Here is a 16,123-nt window from a genome sequence, read left to right as displayed (position 1 = left end):
CTAATTTCTGCCCTCTTTTTTATCCATCCAGAACATTGTTGTTAATGCAATTATACCAAACACTGCGAGGAAGGCAAAAGCTGGTTTATTCGTTCCAAAGTTTGCAGCACATGCCGCAATGACTAGCGGTGGAAAGAATCCACCTAATCCACCCATCATCGAAACAATACCGTTAACAATACCTGCTTGTTTAGAGTAATATGTCGGAGCCAATTTAAAGATTAAGCCATTTCCTAACCCCGCACATGCTGAAATAACTAAACATCCGGCAGTAAAGAAAGAGATTTGATGGTTAATCGAAAGCATTGCTGCACCAATAATAAGACCAACAAACACAACTTTAAGGACATCCATAGCACGTAACTTGTCACCCAGCACGCCACCAATTGGGCGTAGTAATGTGGCAATCGCGATAAATATACCTGTACGTATTCCTGCATCAACTTTATCTAATCCAAAGTTATTAACCAAGAAGTTCGGCAAGAACAATCCAAATGCTACAAATGAACCGAATGTAATGAAGTACCAGAAGCTCAGTAAATACAGTTTATACTCTGGTAATACACCTTTAATCTGATCCATTAATGGTTGTTTTACTTTCGGCTCATCTTTATCTCCTAATAAGAAGTTCAGTAGCGCAAATAATGCCATAACTACTAAATAAGATTTAACAGTGTTGCTCCAGCCAATTGCATTCGCAAGCGGTGGTGCTGCGAACGCTGATACAGCAGTTCCGATATTCCCCATTCCATAAATACCATTCGCTAAACCATGTTTTTCTTTCGGGAAATATTTCGGAACACTCGTAACACCTACAGAGAAGATTGCGCCCCCAACACCTAAGAAAAGGCCTGAAATCATCAGCATCGTAGTAGACTGTGCTAAACTAAGTAAGAATACTGGAATCAATAAGAATATAAACGAGAATAAGAATACCTTTCTTGCACCGATTAAGTTGGCATAATAACCAAGTGGGATACGCAAAACTGAGCCAAGAATAACTGGTATCGCTAAAATAATTGCTTTCTGACTTTCTGGAATGGTAAATTCTTGTGACATAAATGGCATAAGCGGTGCAATGATTGTCCATGCCATAAACCCTGCAACTAAACTTAACGTCTGTAAGGGTAACTGTACTCTACTTGTTGATTTGTCCATTTCTTTCACCTTTTTCATTAGTTTGTGATTTACTATACAAAACTATTGTAAGGCGATTGTGATACATTTAACATTGGGGAATTCCCCCTATAACTGAGTCATTTCCCTATATAAAGAGAGAACTAGAACTCTTTCAAGTTTTAGTTCTCTCTTTATATAATCTTTGTATTCAATACCTCTAGAAGCGTTTCTTCATCTTTTATCTTAAATACCTTTTCCGCCATTGTGAACAGTACACTCTCTTCCTTATACATGTGCACCATACAAATTTCGTAACCTTCGTTCAAATCATTCAACAGGAGATTAATATCTTCTACACTCAGTTCCATCATATTTGTAACACCGTTAAAGTGATTAAAATATTGTGCCATCTCATCATGCTCAGCTTCAATTGTCAGTATCGGACCTTGATCTGTTCCAATATAACTTCCTAGAACAGGAAAGAAAAATCGCTCTTCTTTTGCCTGGTGCTTATCAAGTACCGGTAAAAACTCCGACACTTTTTCTTCTAGTAACTTTAGTTTATGATATTTTGAAAGCATCGCTTCTGTAGCTTTCACATCCATCATGATTTGATACCATTCATGTAATAGTGAACGAATCAACATGTGTTCATTCTCTAAAATACGCAGTGCTTTCATCTTTGTTTGAAATTCCATCGTGTCACTACCTTTTTTAAAATTCAAGTAATTTTTTCTTAAGTGCGTATTCTACAAGTTCTGGTTTACTCTTAAGCTCTAGCTTATCCATGATTCTTGCTTTATGTGCTTCTACAGTTTTTACTGAAACATATAACATTTCAGCTATTTCTTTATTACCATAGCCTTTCGCAATTAAAGGTAATATCTCTAATTCTCGTTTTGTTAATATTTTTAAATGATCATTTTTCGCTGAGTATTCTCTATCATGGTGTATTAATTCATGCACGAGTGACGTTGCCATCTTAGGATCGATATAAGTTCCCTCTTGATAAACCGTTCGCACTGCTTTAATCAATTCTTCGTCTGGAGCATTTTTCAGAATATAGCCGTTTGCACCATTTTTGAGAACATGAAACAAATACTCTTCATCATCATACATCGTCAATATCAGTATCTTTGTCTCAGGAAATGCCTCTTTTATTTTACCTGTAGCAATTAATCCTGATTCTCCTGGCGGCATACTTAAGTCCATAATCAGTACATCTGGTTTATATTGCGAGACCATTTGGAAAGCTTCCATACCATCTGCTGCTGTTGCAACAACTTCCATATTGTCTTGATAGTTCAAAATCATCGAGAATCCCGTACGCACAACTGCATGATCATCTGCAATTACAATCTTCATATTTATCCCCCTAGAGTGGGATGGTTAACGTTACAAACGTACCTTTTCCTGTTTCGCTATTAATCTCAACATACCCATTGACGATAGCCGCACGTTCTTGCATACCAAAGAATCCGAGTCCGGATCCTTTTGGTGTATCTCCTGGTGTAAACCCATCTCCACTGTCGCTAATTTCTACTGTTAATTCAGTTTCATCTTTTTGTATAAATACATTTACTTCATCGACATTCGCATATTTTAAGGCATTCAGTATTGCTTCTTGTGTAATTCTGTATACTGCTGTTTCTATCTCATTAGAAAAACGAATGTTGCCTATATCCTCATCCATATTAACTTCAAGACCATAGCTCTTTTCAAGTTGCTTAAAATGAGAGTTAAATGCTGCTACTAAACCAAGATCATCTAAAGAAGAAGGCCTCAACTCTAGGGATAGATTGCGTATATCATCCATTAGTCGTGCGATTGAGCCTTCCATCATCTGAAGATGCTTCTCTTTCTCTTCTTCAGTCTTATATTTCATCAAACGAATGTCAACTGATACATTAAGCAACTCTTGAATCACACTATCGTGCAATTCTCGTGAGATTCTTTTTCTTTCATTTTCCTGCGCACTAATAATTTTTTGTGTAATTGTTTTCTGATGAAGAATTTCCTGCGTTTTTATTTGCTGGGAAATATTTTGCAATGTCAGTACTTTAGTGCCGTTATTTTCTTTTAGCACGACGTAAGATGCTGAATACGGTTTAGGCTCCCCATTTTCATCTTTTAGAAATAATTGAAACGACTGATTATTTTGTTCACGTTTAATAAAACAGTCTCTGCACTCCATTATTGCATTTTCACTTGTAACTCCTAAACATGTGCGACAAAGATTTCTTGTCAGACCATCAATATTGTCATGTAAATCAATCACTTTTTGAGCGGCTTGATTCATTGTGAGTATATTGTTCTTTTCATCTATAAATATGATGAGTTCATCGGTATCGTTATAAAAGGCATCAACCAATCCATCATCATTTATTTCACGCTCAAGTTTCGACACTATTGATCACATCCTTACAATAAAAAGTACCGAGTCCTTGCTCAAGACTTTTTTTGAGCTGTTCATGCATCGTTAAAGTAAACGGACGTTTACTTCTATTCCCAATAAGAAGTACAGCTGCAACTTTATTGTATTTCCATAATGGTACAGCGATAAAACTCGTTAACTTTTCAAAACGAATAATCGGAAAATCAAATAGGTGTGCATTCAAACTACTGGATTCAATATCAAGCTCAATCCAGTCTCGCCCTGTTTTAATTACGATACCGGCGACACCCTTACCTTTTTTTAGTTCAATCTTCTTGTAACGTTCATTTGTTTCACCCGAAACATGGCGCCAGTGAATATCTGTCTGTAAAATTAAATCAGAAGGCATCGCGAGTCCGATAAAATCTACATTCAGTGATTCTCTAAGCTGGTCTATCATCGCTTGATAATCATGCATCATTTACACTCCTTTGCCTTCTGATTATAACTTATTATTTATGTTTACGATATATAATGTGACTGCGTCCGACATAGTTTACAGGTACACTCCATACATGGACAAGACGAGTAAATGGCCACAATGCTGTAATTAAGAATCCTGTGATTACGTGAATCTTGAAAGATAATGGAACACCTTCCATATATCCTGCTTCAGGTCTTAATATTAATAATCCGCGGAACCATTCAGAGATTGTATTACGATAATCAAAGTCTGGTAATGTAGCATTCGTTACGATTGTTGAATAACAGCCGATAAATACGATGAATAGTAATAGAAAGTTAACAAGAATGTCTGATAACGAGCTTAGCTTTCTTACGTTTTCATTTGTTACACGACGTGCTGTCAACAATAACATACCAATAAGCGTGACGATTCCGAAGATGCTTCCGATATATACGGCACCGATATGATATAAATGATCACTCACACCAATTGCACGCAACCAGCTTGCAGGAATACCTAGACCTACGACATGCCCTAATATAACCGGGATAATTCCTAAGTGGAATAAAATACTCCCCCACATCAACGACTTCTTCTCTACAAACTCACTTGACTTTGCCGTCCATGAAAACTGATCATATTTAAACCTAAAAATATGACCAATAATAAAAATCGCAATACACGCATAGGGGAATATTACCCACAATAATTGATTACCCATTTAACGTCACCTCATTCTCATCTTTAATCAAACATGCCTTACATGTTTCTCTTATCGCCAAGATTAAATGATAATATGGGCTCTTAATATGTTCTAATGCTTGCAGCAGATTATACGTACCATCTTCAATGACCATTAATAACAACCCCATGCTTTCCTCTGCACGTTCATCTCCGCGCCAATCCGCTGCATAAATAAATTCACACATTAATGGCAAGAAGTCTGACAGTTCTGATGAAGGCATTTCAAGTCCAAACATTTCATACAATACTTTAAGTCGTGCAAGCATTTGTCCGCGTTCTTTCTTATCCTGGAATTTAACATATGTCATGTATAACGTCGTCTTCTTTTCAAAGTCAAATGTCGACGTATACACTTCCTGAATTTCAGACAAGCTAATTTCATGCATATTATTCCAGTACTGATTGATTGCTTCATAAGCAGGATGATCCTCTGCAAACACCCCGTCGAATTCTCTTGGATGAAAATTTAATTTTTCTGGGTAAACGAGCTGGTGACTAAAGAATCCAAATGCACGTTTATAATCATAAAGTTTATTTAAATCAATCACGCCAAATACCTCCATAGAAGTTATCTTCATAAACTTCTTTACCAGACTTACCAGCAGGTACTGGACCACAACCGTCACAATCTGCGCCGAAGTTATCGCTTGTATAACCCTCGCCACCTTGAGCGCTATACGTATTCATGTATCCTTCTTTATGTGATGTCGGGATGACAAAGCGGTCTTCATGCTTTGCAATTGCAAGTAATCGATACATTTGTTTCACTTGATGCGCTGTCATGCCGATACGGTCTAAACGTGACGCGTCGAAGTCTTTACCACTTGAAACGGCTCTCATGTAACTACGCATCATCGCCATACGTTGCAACGCTTCTTTTACAGTTTGTGCATCTCCTGCGGTTAACATGTTTGCTAAGTATTGAATTGGTAAACGCATCTCTTCAATTGCAGGGAAGATCATATCTGGGTTCTTGATAGAATCTTTACCTTCAAAGTAGTTCATAATCGGACTAAGTGGCGGGCAGTACCATACCATTGGTAATGTACGATATTCAGGGTGTAATGGGAATGCGAGTTTGTATTCAATTGCAAGCTTATATACTGGTGAGTTTTGTGCTGCTTCAATCCAGTCTTGTGCAATACCATCACGCTCTGCCTGAGCAATCACTTCTGGGTCATGAGGATCTAAGAATAAATCGAGTTGTGCTTGATATAGATCTTGCGGATCCTTTACAGTCGCTGCTTCTAATACACGGTCAGCATCATACAGTAATACACCTAAATAACGCATACGTCCCGTACATGTTTCAGAACATACTGTCGGAAGTCCTGCTTCAACACGCGGGAAACAGAAGGTACATTTCTCAGCTTTGTTCGTTTTCCAGTTGAAGTAAACTTTTTTGTAAGGACAGCCAGTCATACAATAACGCCATCCACGACAAGCATCTTGGTCTACAAGTACGATACCATCTTCATCACGTTTATACATTGCACCGCTCGGACAACTTGCCACACAAGATGGATTTAAACAATGTTCACATAGGCGTGGTAAGTACATCATAAACGACTGTTCAAAATTGAACTTAATTTCTTCTTCAATCTTTTGAATGTTTGGATCTGTTGGTCCTGTGATGTGCGCACCAGCTAAGTCATCTTCCCAGTTCGGGCCCCACTGTAAGTCCATTTTTTTACCTGATACTAATGATTCAGCCGTTGCGACTGGTGAATGCTTTTGTTCTTTCGCGTTCGTAAGATTAGCATAATTGTAAGTCCATGGCTCATAATAGTCTTTCATTTCAGGCATATCTGGGTTGTAGAAGATTTTCCCTAAAGCAATTTTAGAAAGTTTAGAACCTGATTTAAGCTCTAATTTTCCTTTGCTGTTTAACTGCCAGCCACCTTTATATACTTCCTGGTCTTCCCAGCGCTTCGGATAGCCGATACCTGGTTTTGTCTCTACGTTGTTAAACCACATGTATTCAGCACCTGGACGATTCGTCCAGGTACTTTTACATGTAATACTACATGTATGACACCCGATACATTTATCTAAATTCATTACCATTGCGACTTGTGCTTTAATCTTCAAGCCAATCAACCTCCTTCATCTTACGTACAGCAACGTAAACATCACGTTGGTTACCAATTGGACCATAATAGTTAAATCCGTAACTAATTTGTGCATAACCCCCAACAAGTTGCGTTGGCTTCAAGTGAATACGTGTTGGCGCATTATGTGAACCACCACGCGTATCTGTAATTTCAGACCCTGGTGTTTGAATATGTTTATCTTGTGCATGATACATGAACATCGTACCACGTGGCATACGGTGAGAAACCACAGCACGAGCTGTAACAAGTCCGTTACGGTTATATACTTCCAACCAGTCGTTATCGTTAATGTTATGCTGTGCTGCATCTTCATTGTTGATCCATACTGTTGGACCACCGCGGAATAATGTTAACATGTGTTGATTATCCTGGTATGTTGAGTGAATATTCCATTTACCGTGTGGTGTTAAGTAACGTAAAACCAAACTATCTACGCCACCTTTAATCTTCTTATCTTTCGTGCCAAATACCATTGGTGGTAATGTCGGTTTGTATACAGGCAGTGATTCACCAAATTGCTGGAATACTTCATGGTCAATATAGTAACTTTGACGCCCTGTTAACGTTCTAAATGGAACGAGTCGTTCAATGTTCGTCGTAAATGGTGAATAACGACGACCTAATTTGTTCGAACCTGGGAATACTGCAGTTGGTATCACTTCACGTGGCTGTGCTGTAATGTTCTGGAATGTAATTTTCTCAGCTGCACGTTCTGCTGAAATATCCTTTAATTCCATACCTGTTTGTCGTTCAAGATCTTCATATGATTTTTGTGATACATGGCCGTTTGTTGCCGATGAAACGTTCAGAATAACATCTGCAACGCGTTTTGCTGTATCAATTCTTGGCAATCCATTTTTCACTGTATCATCTTCATACGTACCCACCATCGAGCGTAATTCATCGTATTCTTCTTTAACGCTGAAACTTACGCCGTGCGCGCCTACTTTACCATTCTCCAGCAAAGGTCCTACTGATATATATTTGTCGTACACTTCCGTATACGTACGATCTACAATCGCAAATCCTGGCATCGTTTTACCCGGAACTGCTTCTACTTCACCTTTAGTCCAATCACGAACAATGCCCATAGGTGTAGAAATTTCTTGCTGTGAGTCATGTGCAAGTGGTGCAGTGACAACGTCTTTGAATGTACCTTTTAAGTGACGTTCTGACATTTCAGAGAACGTCTTCGCGATAAATTTATAGATATCCCAGTCACTTCTTGATTCCCAAAGTGGATCTACGGCTGGATTAAATGGATGAACGAACGGATGCATATCTGTAGAAGATATATCATGTTTCTCATACCAAGTCGCAGCTGGTAATACGATATCTGCGTAAAGTGGCGTTGTTGTCATACGGAAATCAAGTGCTATTAGTAGATCTAGCTTACCTTCAGTATCTTCACGCCATACGACTTCTTCAGGCTTTTCTGTTTCATTAGGTTCAGCAAGTAATCCATGCTTTGTACCTAATAGATGTTTCATAAAGTATTCCTGTCCTTTTGCTGAAGAAGAAATTAAGTTAGAACGCCATACGAATAATGTTTTCGGGTGGTTCTTCTTATTATCGGGATCTTCTACTGCAAATTTCGTTTCACGTGATTTCACGCTTTCAACTGCACGTTTTAATATTTCTTCATTCGTAAAGTTGCCGGCTTCACGCGCATCTTCTCCGAACAGTAAACTGTTCGTATCAAACTGCGGATATGACGGTAACCATCCCAGACGTGCAGCAAGCACGTTATAATCTGCTGGATGCTGATGTTTTACATTCTCTGCAAGTGGTGATGTTAATGCATCTACACCAGATTCTTCGTATTTCCATTGATCAGTAGCAAAGTAGAACCAGCTCGTTGCATTTTGTAATCTTGGTGGTCCTTGCCAATCTTTTGCGAATGCAATTGTGGACCATCCTTCAATCGGACGACATTTCTCCTGACCGACATAATGTGCCCAGCCTCCGCCATTTACACCTTGTGTTGCACATAATGTAACTAAGTTTAATACTGAACGGTAAATTGTATCTGAGTTAAACCAGTGATTTATACCCGCGCCCATAATAATCATTGAACGTCCACCAGTGTCGATTGCATTTTGTGCAAATTCACGTCCAACTTGAACAACGATGGATGGTTTTACACCTGTAATCTTCTCTTGCCAAGCTGGTGTATAGATAGAACTTTCATCATCATAATCTTTTGCTTCTAAATCTGTGTTAAAACGGTTTACACCATATTGAGACAACATTAAATCATAAATTGTAGCAACATATTGTTCTGTACCATCATCAAGTGTGACTTTCTTCGCTGCAATCGGACGTTTGAATGTTCCATTACCTGCGTTATCAAAGAACGGGAACACAACCTCAACAACTTCATGACCTTTATCTTTAATAGTCATTGCAGGATCAATTTTTGTACCGTCTGCTGTTTCTAATTTAATATTCCATTTCACATCTTTTTCCCAGCGTTGTCCCATCGTACCGTTAGGCACAACGATTGATTCCGATAAATCATCATATACGACTGGTTTCCACTCACTATGCTCAGAAGTATCTCCTAAATCACTCGAACGTAAGAAACGTCCTGCTTTCAATGTATCTTCATGTTTATCTAACATAATTAAGAACGGCATGTCTGTATATTGTTTTGCATACTCAATAAACATCGGTTCCTGACGTTTTTCATAAAACTCATCAAGTATTACATGTGTCATACCCTGTGCAAGTGCTGCGTCGGTACCAGGATTCGGTGCTAACCAGTTATCTGCAAACTTAACATTTTCAGCATAGTCTGGTGCTACTGATACAACTTTCGCACCTTTATATCTTACTTCTGTCATAAAGTGAGCATCTGGTGTACGTGTTAGTGGTACGTTAGAACCCCACATAATAATATATCCGGCATTATACCAGTCACTCGATTCTGGAACATCTGTCTGCTCACCCCAAACTTGCGGAGATGCTGGCGGTAAATCTGCGTACCAGTCATAAAACGATAACATTTCCCCACCCAGTAACGAGATGAAACGCGCACCTGATGCATATGAAATCATACTCATCGCAGGGATTGGCGTAAAACCTGCGATACGGTCTGGACCGTATTTCTTGATCGTATAAATTAATTGTGCTGCAATAAGCTGCGTTACTTCACGCCAGTTCACACGGACATGACCACCCATACCACGTGCTTGTTTATATGCCTTCGCCTTTGCTTCGTCTTCTACAATTGACTGCCAGGCACGTACGGGATCTCCAATCGTTTCTAAAGCTTCTTGCCACATGCGCCATAACACCCCGCGAACATAAGGAAACTTAATACGTAACGGACTATACTCATACCATGAAAATGAAGCACCACGTGGACAGCCACGAGGCTCGAATTCAGGCATGTCCGGACCACATGATGGATAGTCGATTTGTTGATTTTCCCATGTGATAATGCCGTTTTTAACGAAGACTTTCCATGAACATGAACCTGTACAGTTTACGCCATGCGTTGTTCTTACAACTTTATCGTGACTCCAGCGCTGACGGTACATCTTTTCCCATTCGCGACTTTTTTCTTCTAATACTGACCAATTTCCATTGAATTTTTCTGTTGGTTTAAAGAAACGTAATCCTGTTCCAATTGCCATTTATAACACTCCTTTTAGACATTCGCCCTCTTACTTTAGATTATGAAACTCTTCACAAGTTAGAGCCATTGGGGAATGTCCTAAAGTGTGTAGGGGAATCCCTATAGATAACCGTTCAATAATATATTCAAAATTTTTATTTTGAAGCAATTGTCAAATACGTTATGTGCTTAATTTGATATGATATAATTAAGGGGGGAATCATAATGACGCATGAAGTTTATGTTACAAATAATATATTGAAGTATAATCGTGACGGATTACGTGAGGAGCATGATCAGATTGCTACTGAATTCCCATTAACGATTTATATCAATAACGAAGAATTCGCAACAATAGTGTGTACACCTGATTATATGAAAGAACTTATCATAGGGTTTCTAGCCTCAGAAGGTATGATAAGAAAGTTTAGCGATATCGAGAAATTCCATCTTGATGATTCTAAAGGACTGTGTCATATTACACTCACGCGTGAGATACATTCGATTCATGCAAATCACTCAAAACGTATGATCAGTTCTTGCTGTGGGAAAAGCAGACAGTTTTATTTTGTTAATGATATGCAAACGTCTAAAGTATCTACAACTGAGAAGACGATTACGCCAAGTGAAGTCATTCGTATGATGCAGCATCTTCAAAGTGAAAGTAAAGCATTTCAAGTAACGGGAGGCCTACATAACGCAGCAATCAGCGATAGCGATGCCTTCTACTTACACCGCACAGATATCGGTCGACATAATGCAATGGATAAACTATATGGGCATTGCATATTAAATCGCATCCCGATTAAAGATAAAATATTAATATTCTCAGGTAGAATCTCTTCTGAGATACTGATAAAAGCCTCTAAAATTGGTGTAGGGATAATATTAAGTAAATCTGCTCCGACAGATCTTGCAATTAAGCTTGCCGATGATTTAAACATTACCGCAATTGGATTTATAAGAGAGGATAGCTTTAATGTATACAGTCACCCCGAACGCTTAATTATATAAATTTCTGCATAATAAAAAGCGCCGATTAAGCGCTTTTTATTATATATTTAAACTTCTTTTTATTTGTGGGTTCTTTCTTAAAGATACAGCAAGTAGTGCTGCAAGTAATGCTTTAATAAAATCTCCTGGCAAGAAAACCAATACAGAAGTATAAGCTTTCATTAGATCTATTTTTAAGTTTTGCGCCATGAATGCCCCACCAATTAAATTACATAAAATTGCACCGATAAGCGCATTAACAATAAATACTTTCCACACTGAAAAGTGTCTCATCTTATCTGTAAATAAGCCGATTAAATAGGCAACAATAACATATGATAATAAATAGCCACCTGTCGGACCGAAAAATAATGCGAATCCTCCGCGGCCACCAGATAATACAGGTGCACCCACTGCTGCAAGCAACAAGAATAATAATACAGCAAACGTACCTTTCTTACGTCCTAACAAACAGCCTGCCAGCATTATGCTTAAATTTTGAAGAACAATCGGAACAGGCAAACCAGGCACAGGAATTGGAGGGATAATACCCATCGCAGAGATTAAAGCTGCAAACATTGCGATAATCACTAAATCTTTCAATTTCATTTCTTAAACCTCATTTCAACAGAATAAACTTATTCTACACTATTCGTTAACCTTTTAGTACAAAAAGTTAACAATGGATATAAAAAAATAGCTGGAATATCCAGCCATTCATCATTTCAAATTCATTAACTTGTCTTTCAGAACTTTTCTTTGATGTTCTAAAGAAATTGGATCATTAAACCAGAAATCTTCAGCATCATATTCAACGAGGCGGTTATTTTTAACTGCATCCATGTTCTTCCACAAATTAGATTCAGTTACTGTATTTGTAGCAGACCCTGCATCACTTGACACGAGTACAATATCTCCTGCATAGCTACTCAAACTTTCAGAAGAAACTTTCTTCCATCCTGTCGGTTTAACATCTTTAACAATTTTATCCTGCATCTTCAAGTCAAACGCTTGATAAATAATTTCTGATCCACGGCCCCAGTTATCGCCATACACATAGATTTCTTTTTGGAAGAACTGGAAGATAGAATAAGTTTTATCTTCACCAAGATGTTTTTTAATTTCTTTACCATCTTTTTTCGTCTCTTTATTCCATTTATCCACAAATGCTTTTGCTTCTTTTTCTTTACCAACAATTTTTCCTAATAATTCGTGTACTTCTAAATAATCATGCTTTGTATATGTAAAAGGAATTGTTGGTGCAATTTTTTCATACTTCTTATTATCTTTATCAGTATCAAATGAAATAATTAAATCTGGTTTTAGTTTAGCGACTTTCTCAACATCGCCTGGATTTAACTGTTCTACACCCTTAAGCTTCGGTTTTAATATATCAGATTGGAATGCATATTGATCTGCTCCAACCGGAGTAACACCTAAATCAATTAAATTCCCAACATAGCTTGCACCCATAACAACGATACGTTTTGGTTCTTTTGGAATTTTTATTGTTTTGCCGCTATCTGTTTTAAATTCTACTGTTGTTTCTTTTTGCTCTTTCTTGCTATCTTTATTCCCGCATGCTGCGAGCATGATAATACATACGATGAATAATATTAATATTTTTTTCATTACTTTCCCTCCAATTGATATTGATTATCATTACCAATTAATTATATGAACAATCATTGACAAAAGCAATATCTTTTTTATATCTTTTATTACATTGAATTTCATATATTCTATCTCTATAATCGAGGTAATATGCAATTTAAGGAGGGCTATCATGAATAATACGACAAAAGGCATCATTCTTGTTACATTAGGGGCAATATTCTGGGGTGTAGGCGGGACAGTATCACAACAAATGTTCCAGACTTTTAAACTTCCTCTTGATTGGTTTATTACTGTAAGATTAATATTCAGTGGATTATTCTTATTGCTACTTGCTGTTATTAGAAAACAAAATATTTTCAACCTCTTTAAAGATCGCTATACTATGATACATCTAATTATATATTCAATATTCGGAATGCTTGCAGTACAGTATACTTTTCTTGCCTCAATAGAAGCCGGAAATGCTGCTGTCGCTACTTTACTACAGTATTTAGCACCTATTGTCATTTTAATTTATTTGCTTAGCACACGTAAAATTAATTTTAGGTTGATTGATTTTATCGTCATCGCTGTATCTACATTCGGGACTTTTCTACTTCTTACAAGTGGTAATATTAATAACGTTGTCGTCCCACCCAAAGCCATCATCTGGGGATTGCTCAGCGCAGTGGCAGCTGCATTCTACACAATGTATGCTGGACGACTATTTGTTCATAATAAACCATTAGTTATTATTGGATGGGCAATGCTCTTTGCAGGAATATTTATCAGTCTTTTCAATAGACATTGGTATATTAACCCTTTTGCGATGGGAAGTGTGGCCATCGGATATTTAATCTTTGTGATTATCGTAGGAACTGCACTTGCATTCTTCTTATATTTATTAAGCGTGAAATATATCGATCCACAACTTACTGCATTACTTGGATGTATAGAACCACTTACCGCTATTATCGTGAGTATCCTTTGGCTGAAACAGCCATTTAATTTTATTCAGATTATTGGAATGATGATTATACTAGGTGTCGTCCTCTTTATATCCATCATTAATTCTAAAGAAAAAAAAGTACAAAAAAACACATGAAATCAATGCATTAATGCGCATTGATTTCATGTGTTTTTAATAATTGAGTCACAATATTGCGTTCAACAGCATCATCCATCGGTGGATTATGCAGGCCTGCTCTCATCGACCTTAATATTCTTTCTAATATTCTTGTACGTTCCAGGCTCTTTGCCCCTAATACGCGCATTGCTAAATCAATAATTTCAAGTCCATTATTGACAATGATATGTTTTGACAGCTGGAATGTAAGTCCGAGATGTTCTGTCTTACCTTCCAAGTGCATATCGCATGCATGATAAATGAAATGACGAGACTGCATCATCAGCATCTCCATTTTAGCGAGTTTATCCTGAATATGAGGAAGTTCACTGATGGTCGTCTGCAAAGAGTTTGGTTGATACGTTTTACTGAATTGTACTGCTTCATCTAGTGCACGTTGTGCAAGACCAAGATAAACTGCCGGAATATGCATCAACCATGGATTCGCAAGCTTTTCTTTATTAATTTCAACTCTGTTGCGTTCATTGATGTTCACATCATTAAAAATGACATCATGGCTAGCCGTTGCACGCATCCCTAACGTATCCCATGTCTCAACGATTTCAATACCAGCACTATCAGCTGGGACATAATAGAACCCCATAGCAGACGCTTCAGTATCGTAAGCTCCTACAAGCATGTGCGTCAGACGATGACTCATGGATGCAAAGGTCTTAGTGCCATTAATTACATACTTCTCTCCAGCATGTACCGCATTCGTAGAAGGACGACCTCCTCGCGTCGGGCTTCCCATCTCGCTTTCGGATACAACGCGATTCGTGATTGCACCCTTTTTTACGTCTTCAGCAAATTGCAACATCATCTCTTCCGACCAGAGGTTTAACTCAAATACTTCTCCCACAACACCAAGATGCCAACCAATGGATAAGGCTGTTGATTCATCATAATATCCAAGTAAAGACTGAATCACGATAAGTTCTTTAATATTACACCCAGCACCACCATGTTCAACAGGCAAAGTTAGCATGTGATACTCATGTTTAATCAACCAATCGATAAGCTGATTGTTAAGCACTCCTTTTTTATCAGCTTCTGCGGCCGTTCGTTCTAACCACTCTCTGTTTGCTTCGAATAATGCTTTCCATTTTAATTCGATGCTGCTTTCAAGAAATAATTCATTTTCCATTGCTGTCATTCTCCTCTCATTGAAATTGTAACACTTTTATTTACAACTATCATTTTCGATAAGCGTGTATTCATATAATCATATATAATGATATTAACAAATTAACAATTAGGACGAAAAATATGACTTTATCCAGTTTATTAAATGACGAAAACTTTATATCACCCATAATCATCTCGCTCAAAGTCGCAGTGAGTGCAACAATATTAAGTTTCGTATTGGCACTTTTATTACATTATTTATTATCCAGGAAATATTTTAAAGGAAAGACGATTTTAGAAGCTATCATTATGATGCCAATGGTACTTCCTCCAACCGTTGTAGGATTTTTACTGCTCATCTTATTTGGTAAACAAAGCGTAATGGGGAGATTTATAGACCTACTCTTTCACCAGCCAATTATCTTTACAATTTATGCCGCTATTACCGCATCTACTCTTGTCGCTTTACCATTAATGTATCAATCAATAAAAATAGGTATAGAACAGATTCCGGAAAATTTATATCATGTTGCCCAGCTTGATGGCGCTTCAAAGTTTCGCATGTTTACACATATTACTTTACCTTTATCGAGAGCGGCCTTGCTAACTGGAACTTTGTTAGCCTTTGCACGCGCAATCGGAGAGTTCGGTGCAACACTTATATTCGCCGGCAATATACCTGGTGTTACCGAGACGATGCCGACAGCAATATATGTAGCAATTGAAAATAATGATTTGCATCTTGCATACGCCTGGGTTTTCATAATGATTGTGATGTCATTCTTCATGATGATCGCCACACAACGATTAAGAAAATAATAAATCTCTATAAACCTACACT

Annotated in this window: 15 protein-coding genes; 3 read left to right on the top strand and 12 right to left on the bottom strand. The window is 37.7% G+C overall.

Annotation, left to right across the window (positions count from 1 at the left end):
• From QNJ52_RS05970 to QNJ52_RS05930, 9 genes are all read right to left on the bottom strand, one after another.
• On the bottom strand, window positions 1-1,158 hold the full coding sequence (locus QNJ52_RS05970; RefSeq protein ID WP_283722098.1) for a nitrate/nitrite transporter: 1,158 nt from the start codon (window positions 1,156-1,158) through the stop codon (window positions 1-3).
• Between the two features lie 152 nt (window positions 1,159-1,310).
• Entirely contained in the window at window positions 1,311-1,817 is a 507-nt protein-coding gene (locus tag QNJ52_RS05965; protein ID WP_283722097.1) for a hemerythrin domain-containing protein, read from the bottom strand.
• A 16-nt stretch (window positions 1,818-1,833) separates the two neighbouring features.
• Complete coding sequence (locus tag QNJ52_RS05960; protein WP_283722096.1) at window positions 1,834-2,484, bottom strand: response regulator transcription factor; 651 nt, start codon at window positions 2,482-2,484, stop codon at window positions 1,834-1,836.
• A 10-nt stretch (window positions 2,485-2,494) separates the two neighbouring features.
• Complete coding sequence (locus QNJ52_RS05955) at window positions 2,495-3,526, bottom strand: sensor histidine kinase (protein WP_283722095.1); 1,032 nt, start codon at window positions 3,524-3,526, stop codon at window positions 2,495-2,497.
• On the bottom strand, window positions 3,513-3,971 hold the full coding sequence (locus QNJ52_RS05950) for a GAF domain-containing protein (protein ID WP_219493593.1): 459 nt from the start codon (window positions 3,969-3,971) through the stop codon (window positions 3,513-3,515). Before QNJ52_RS05950 ends, QNJ52_RS05955 begins: the two co-directional genes overlap by 14 nt.
• Before the next feature lie 34 nt (window positions 3,972-4,005).
• Window positions 4,006-4,680, bottom strand: a complete 675-nt coding sequence (gene narI, locus QNJ52_RS05945) for a respiratory nitrate reductase subunit gamma (protein WP_099483331.1) — start codon at window positions 4,678-4,680, stop codon at window positions 4,006-4,008.
• The gene (narJ, locus tag QNJ52_RS05940) at window positions 4,673-5,251 is read right to left on the bottom strand and encodes a nitrate reductase molybdenum cofactor assembly chaperone (protein WP_283722094.1); all 579 of its coding nucleotides are present in this window, start codon (window positions 5,249-5,251) and stop codon (window positions 4,673-4,675) included. Before narJ ends, narI begins: the two co-directional genes overlap by 8 nt.
• Entirely contained in the window at window positions 5,244-6,794 is a 1,551-nt protein-coding gene (gene narH / locus QNJ52_RS05935; protein WP_219493591.1) for a nitrate reductase subunit beta, read from the bottom strand. The genes narJ and narH overlap by 8 nt, the downstream gene beginning before the upstream one ends.
• Window positions 6,784-10,458 carry a nitrate reductase subunit alpha gene (locus QNJ52_RS05930; protein ID WP_481817292.1) on the bottom strand — a complete coding sequence of 1,225 codons (3,675 nt, stop codon included), beginning with the start codon at window positions 10,456-10,458 and terminating at the stop codon, window positions 6,784-6,786. Before QNJ52_RS05930 ends, narH begins: the two co-directional genes overlap by 11 nt.
• A gap of 206 nt (window positions 10,459-10,664) precedes the next feature.
• Between QNJ52_RS05930 and fdhD the strand changes: the two genes are divergently transcribed.
• Complete coding sequence (fdhD, locus tag QNJ52_RS05925; protein ID WP_283722093.1) at window positions 10,665-11,453, top strand: formate dehydrogenase accessory sulfurtransferase FdhD; 789 nt, start codon at window positions 10,665-10,667, stop codon at window positions 11,451-11,453.
• Between the two features lie 39 nt (window positions 11,454-11,492).
• Here fdhD and QNJ52_RS05920 read toward each other — a convergent pair whose 3' ends face one another.
• Entirely contained in the window at window positions 11,493-12,041 is a 549-nt protein-coding gene (locus QNJ52_RS05920; protein ID WP_283722092.1) for a biotin transporter BioY, read from the bottom strand.
• A 111-nt stretch (window positions 12,042-12,152) separates the two neighbouring features.
• Window positions 12,153-13,064, bottom strand: coding sequence for an ABC transporter substrate-binding protein (locus QNJ52_RS05915; RefSeq protein ID WP_283722091.1), 912 nt, complete (start codon window positions 13,062-13,064; stop codon window positions 12,153-12,155).
• 154 nt (window positions 13,065-13,218) lie between these two features.
• On the opposite strand from QNJ52_RS05915, the gene QNJ52_RS05910 reads away from it, so the two are divergent.
• Entirely contained in the window at window positions 13,219-14,133 is a 915-nt protein-coding gene (locus tag QNJ52_RS05910; RefSeq protein ID WP_283722090.1) for an EamA family transporter, read from the top strand.
• A gap of 10 nt (window positions 14,134-14,143) precedes the next feature.
• Here QNJ52_RS05910 and QNJ52_RS05905 read toward each other — a convergent pair whose 3' ends face one another.
• On the bottom strand, window positions 14,144-15,301 hold the full coding sequence (locus QNJ52_RS05905; protein WP_283722089.1) for an acyl-CoA dehydrogenase family protein: 1,158 nt from the start codon (window positions 15,299-15,301) through the stop codon (window positions 14,144-14,146).
• A gap of 122 nt (window positions 15,302-15,423) precedes the next feature.
• Here QNJ52_RS05905 and modB point away from each other — a divergent pair, with 122 nt between their 5' ends.
• Window positions 15,424-16,101 carry a molybdate ABC transporter permease subunit gene (modB, locus tag QNJ52_RS05900; protein WP_283722088.1) on the top strand — a complete coding sequence of 226 codons (678 nt, stop codon included), beginning with the start codon at window positions 15,424-15,426 and terminating at the stop codon, window positions 16,099-16,101.
• Window positions 16,102-16,123 lie beyond the last annotated feature (22 nt).

The sequence above is a fragment of the Macrococcus sp. S115 genome (assembly GCF_030067655.1).
Lineage (GTDB): Bacteria > Bacillota > Bacilli > Staphylococcales > Staphylococcaceae > Macrococcoides > Macrococcoides psychrotolerans.
This window is presented reverse-complemented; position numbering and strand designations above follow the sequence as displayed.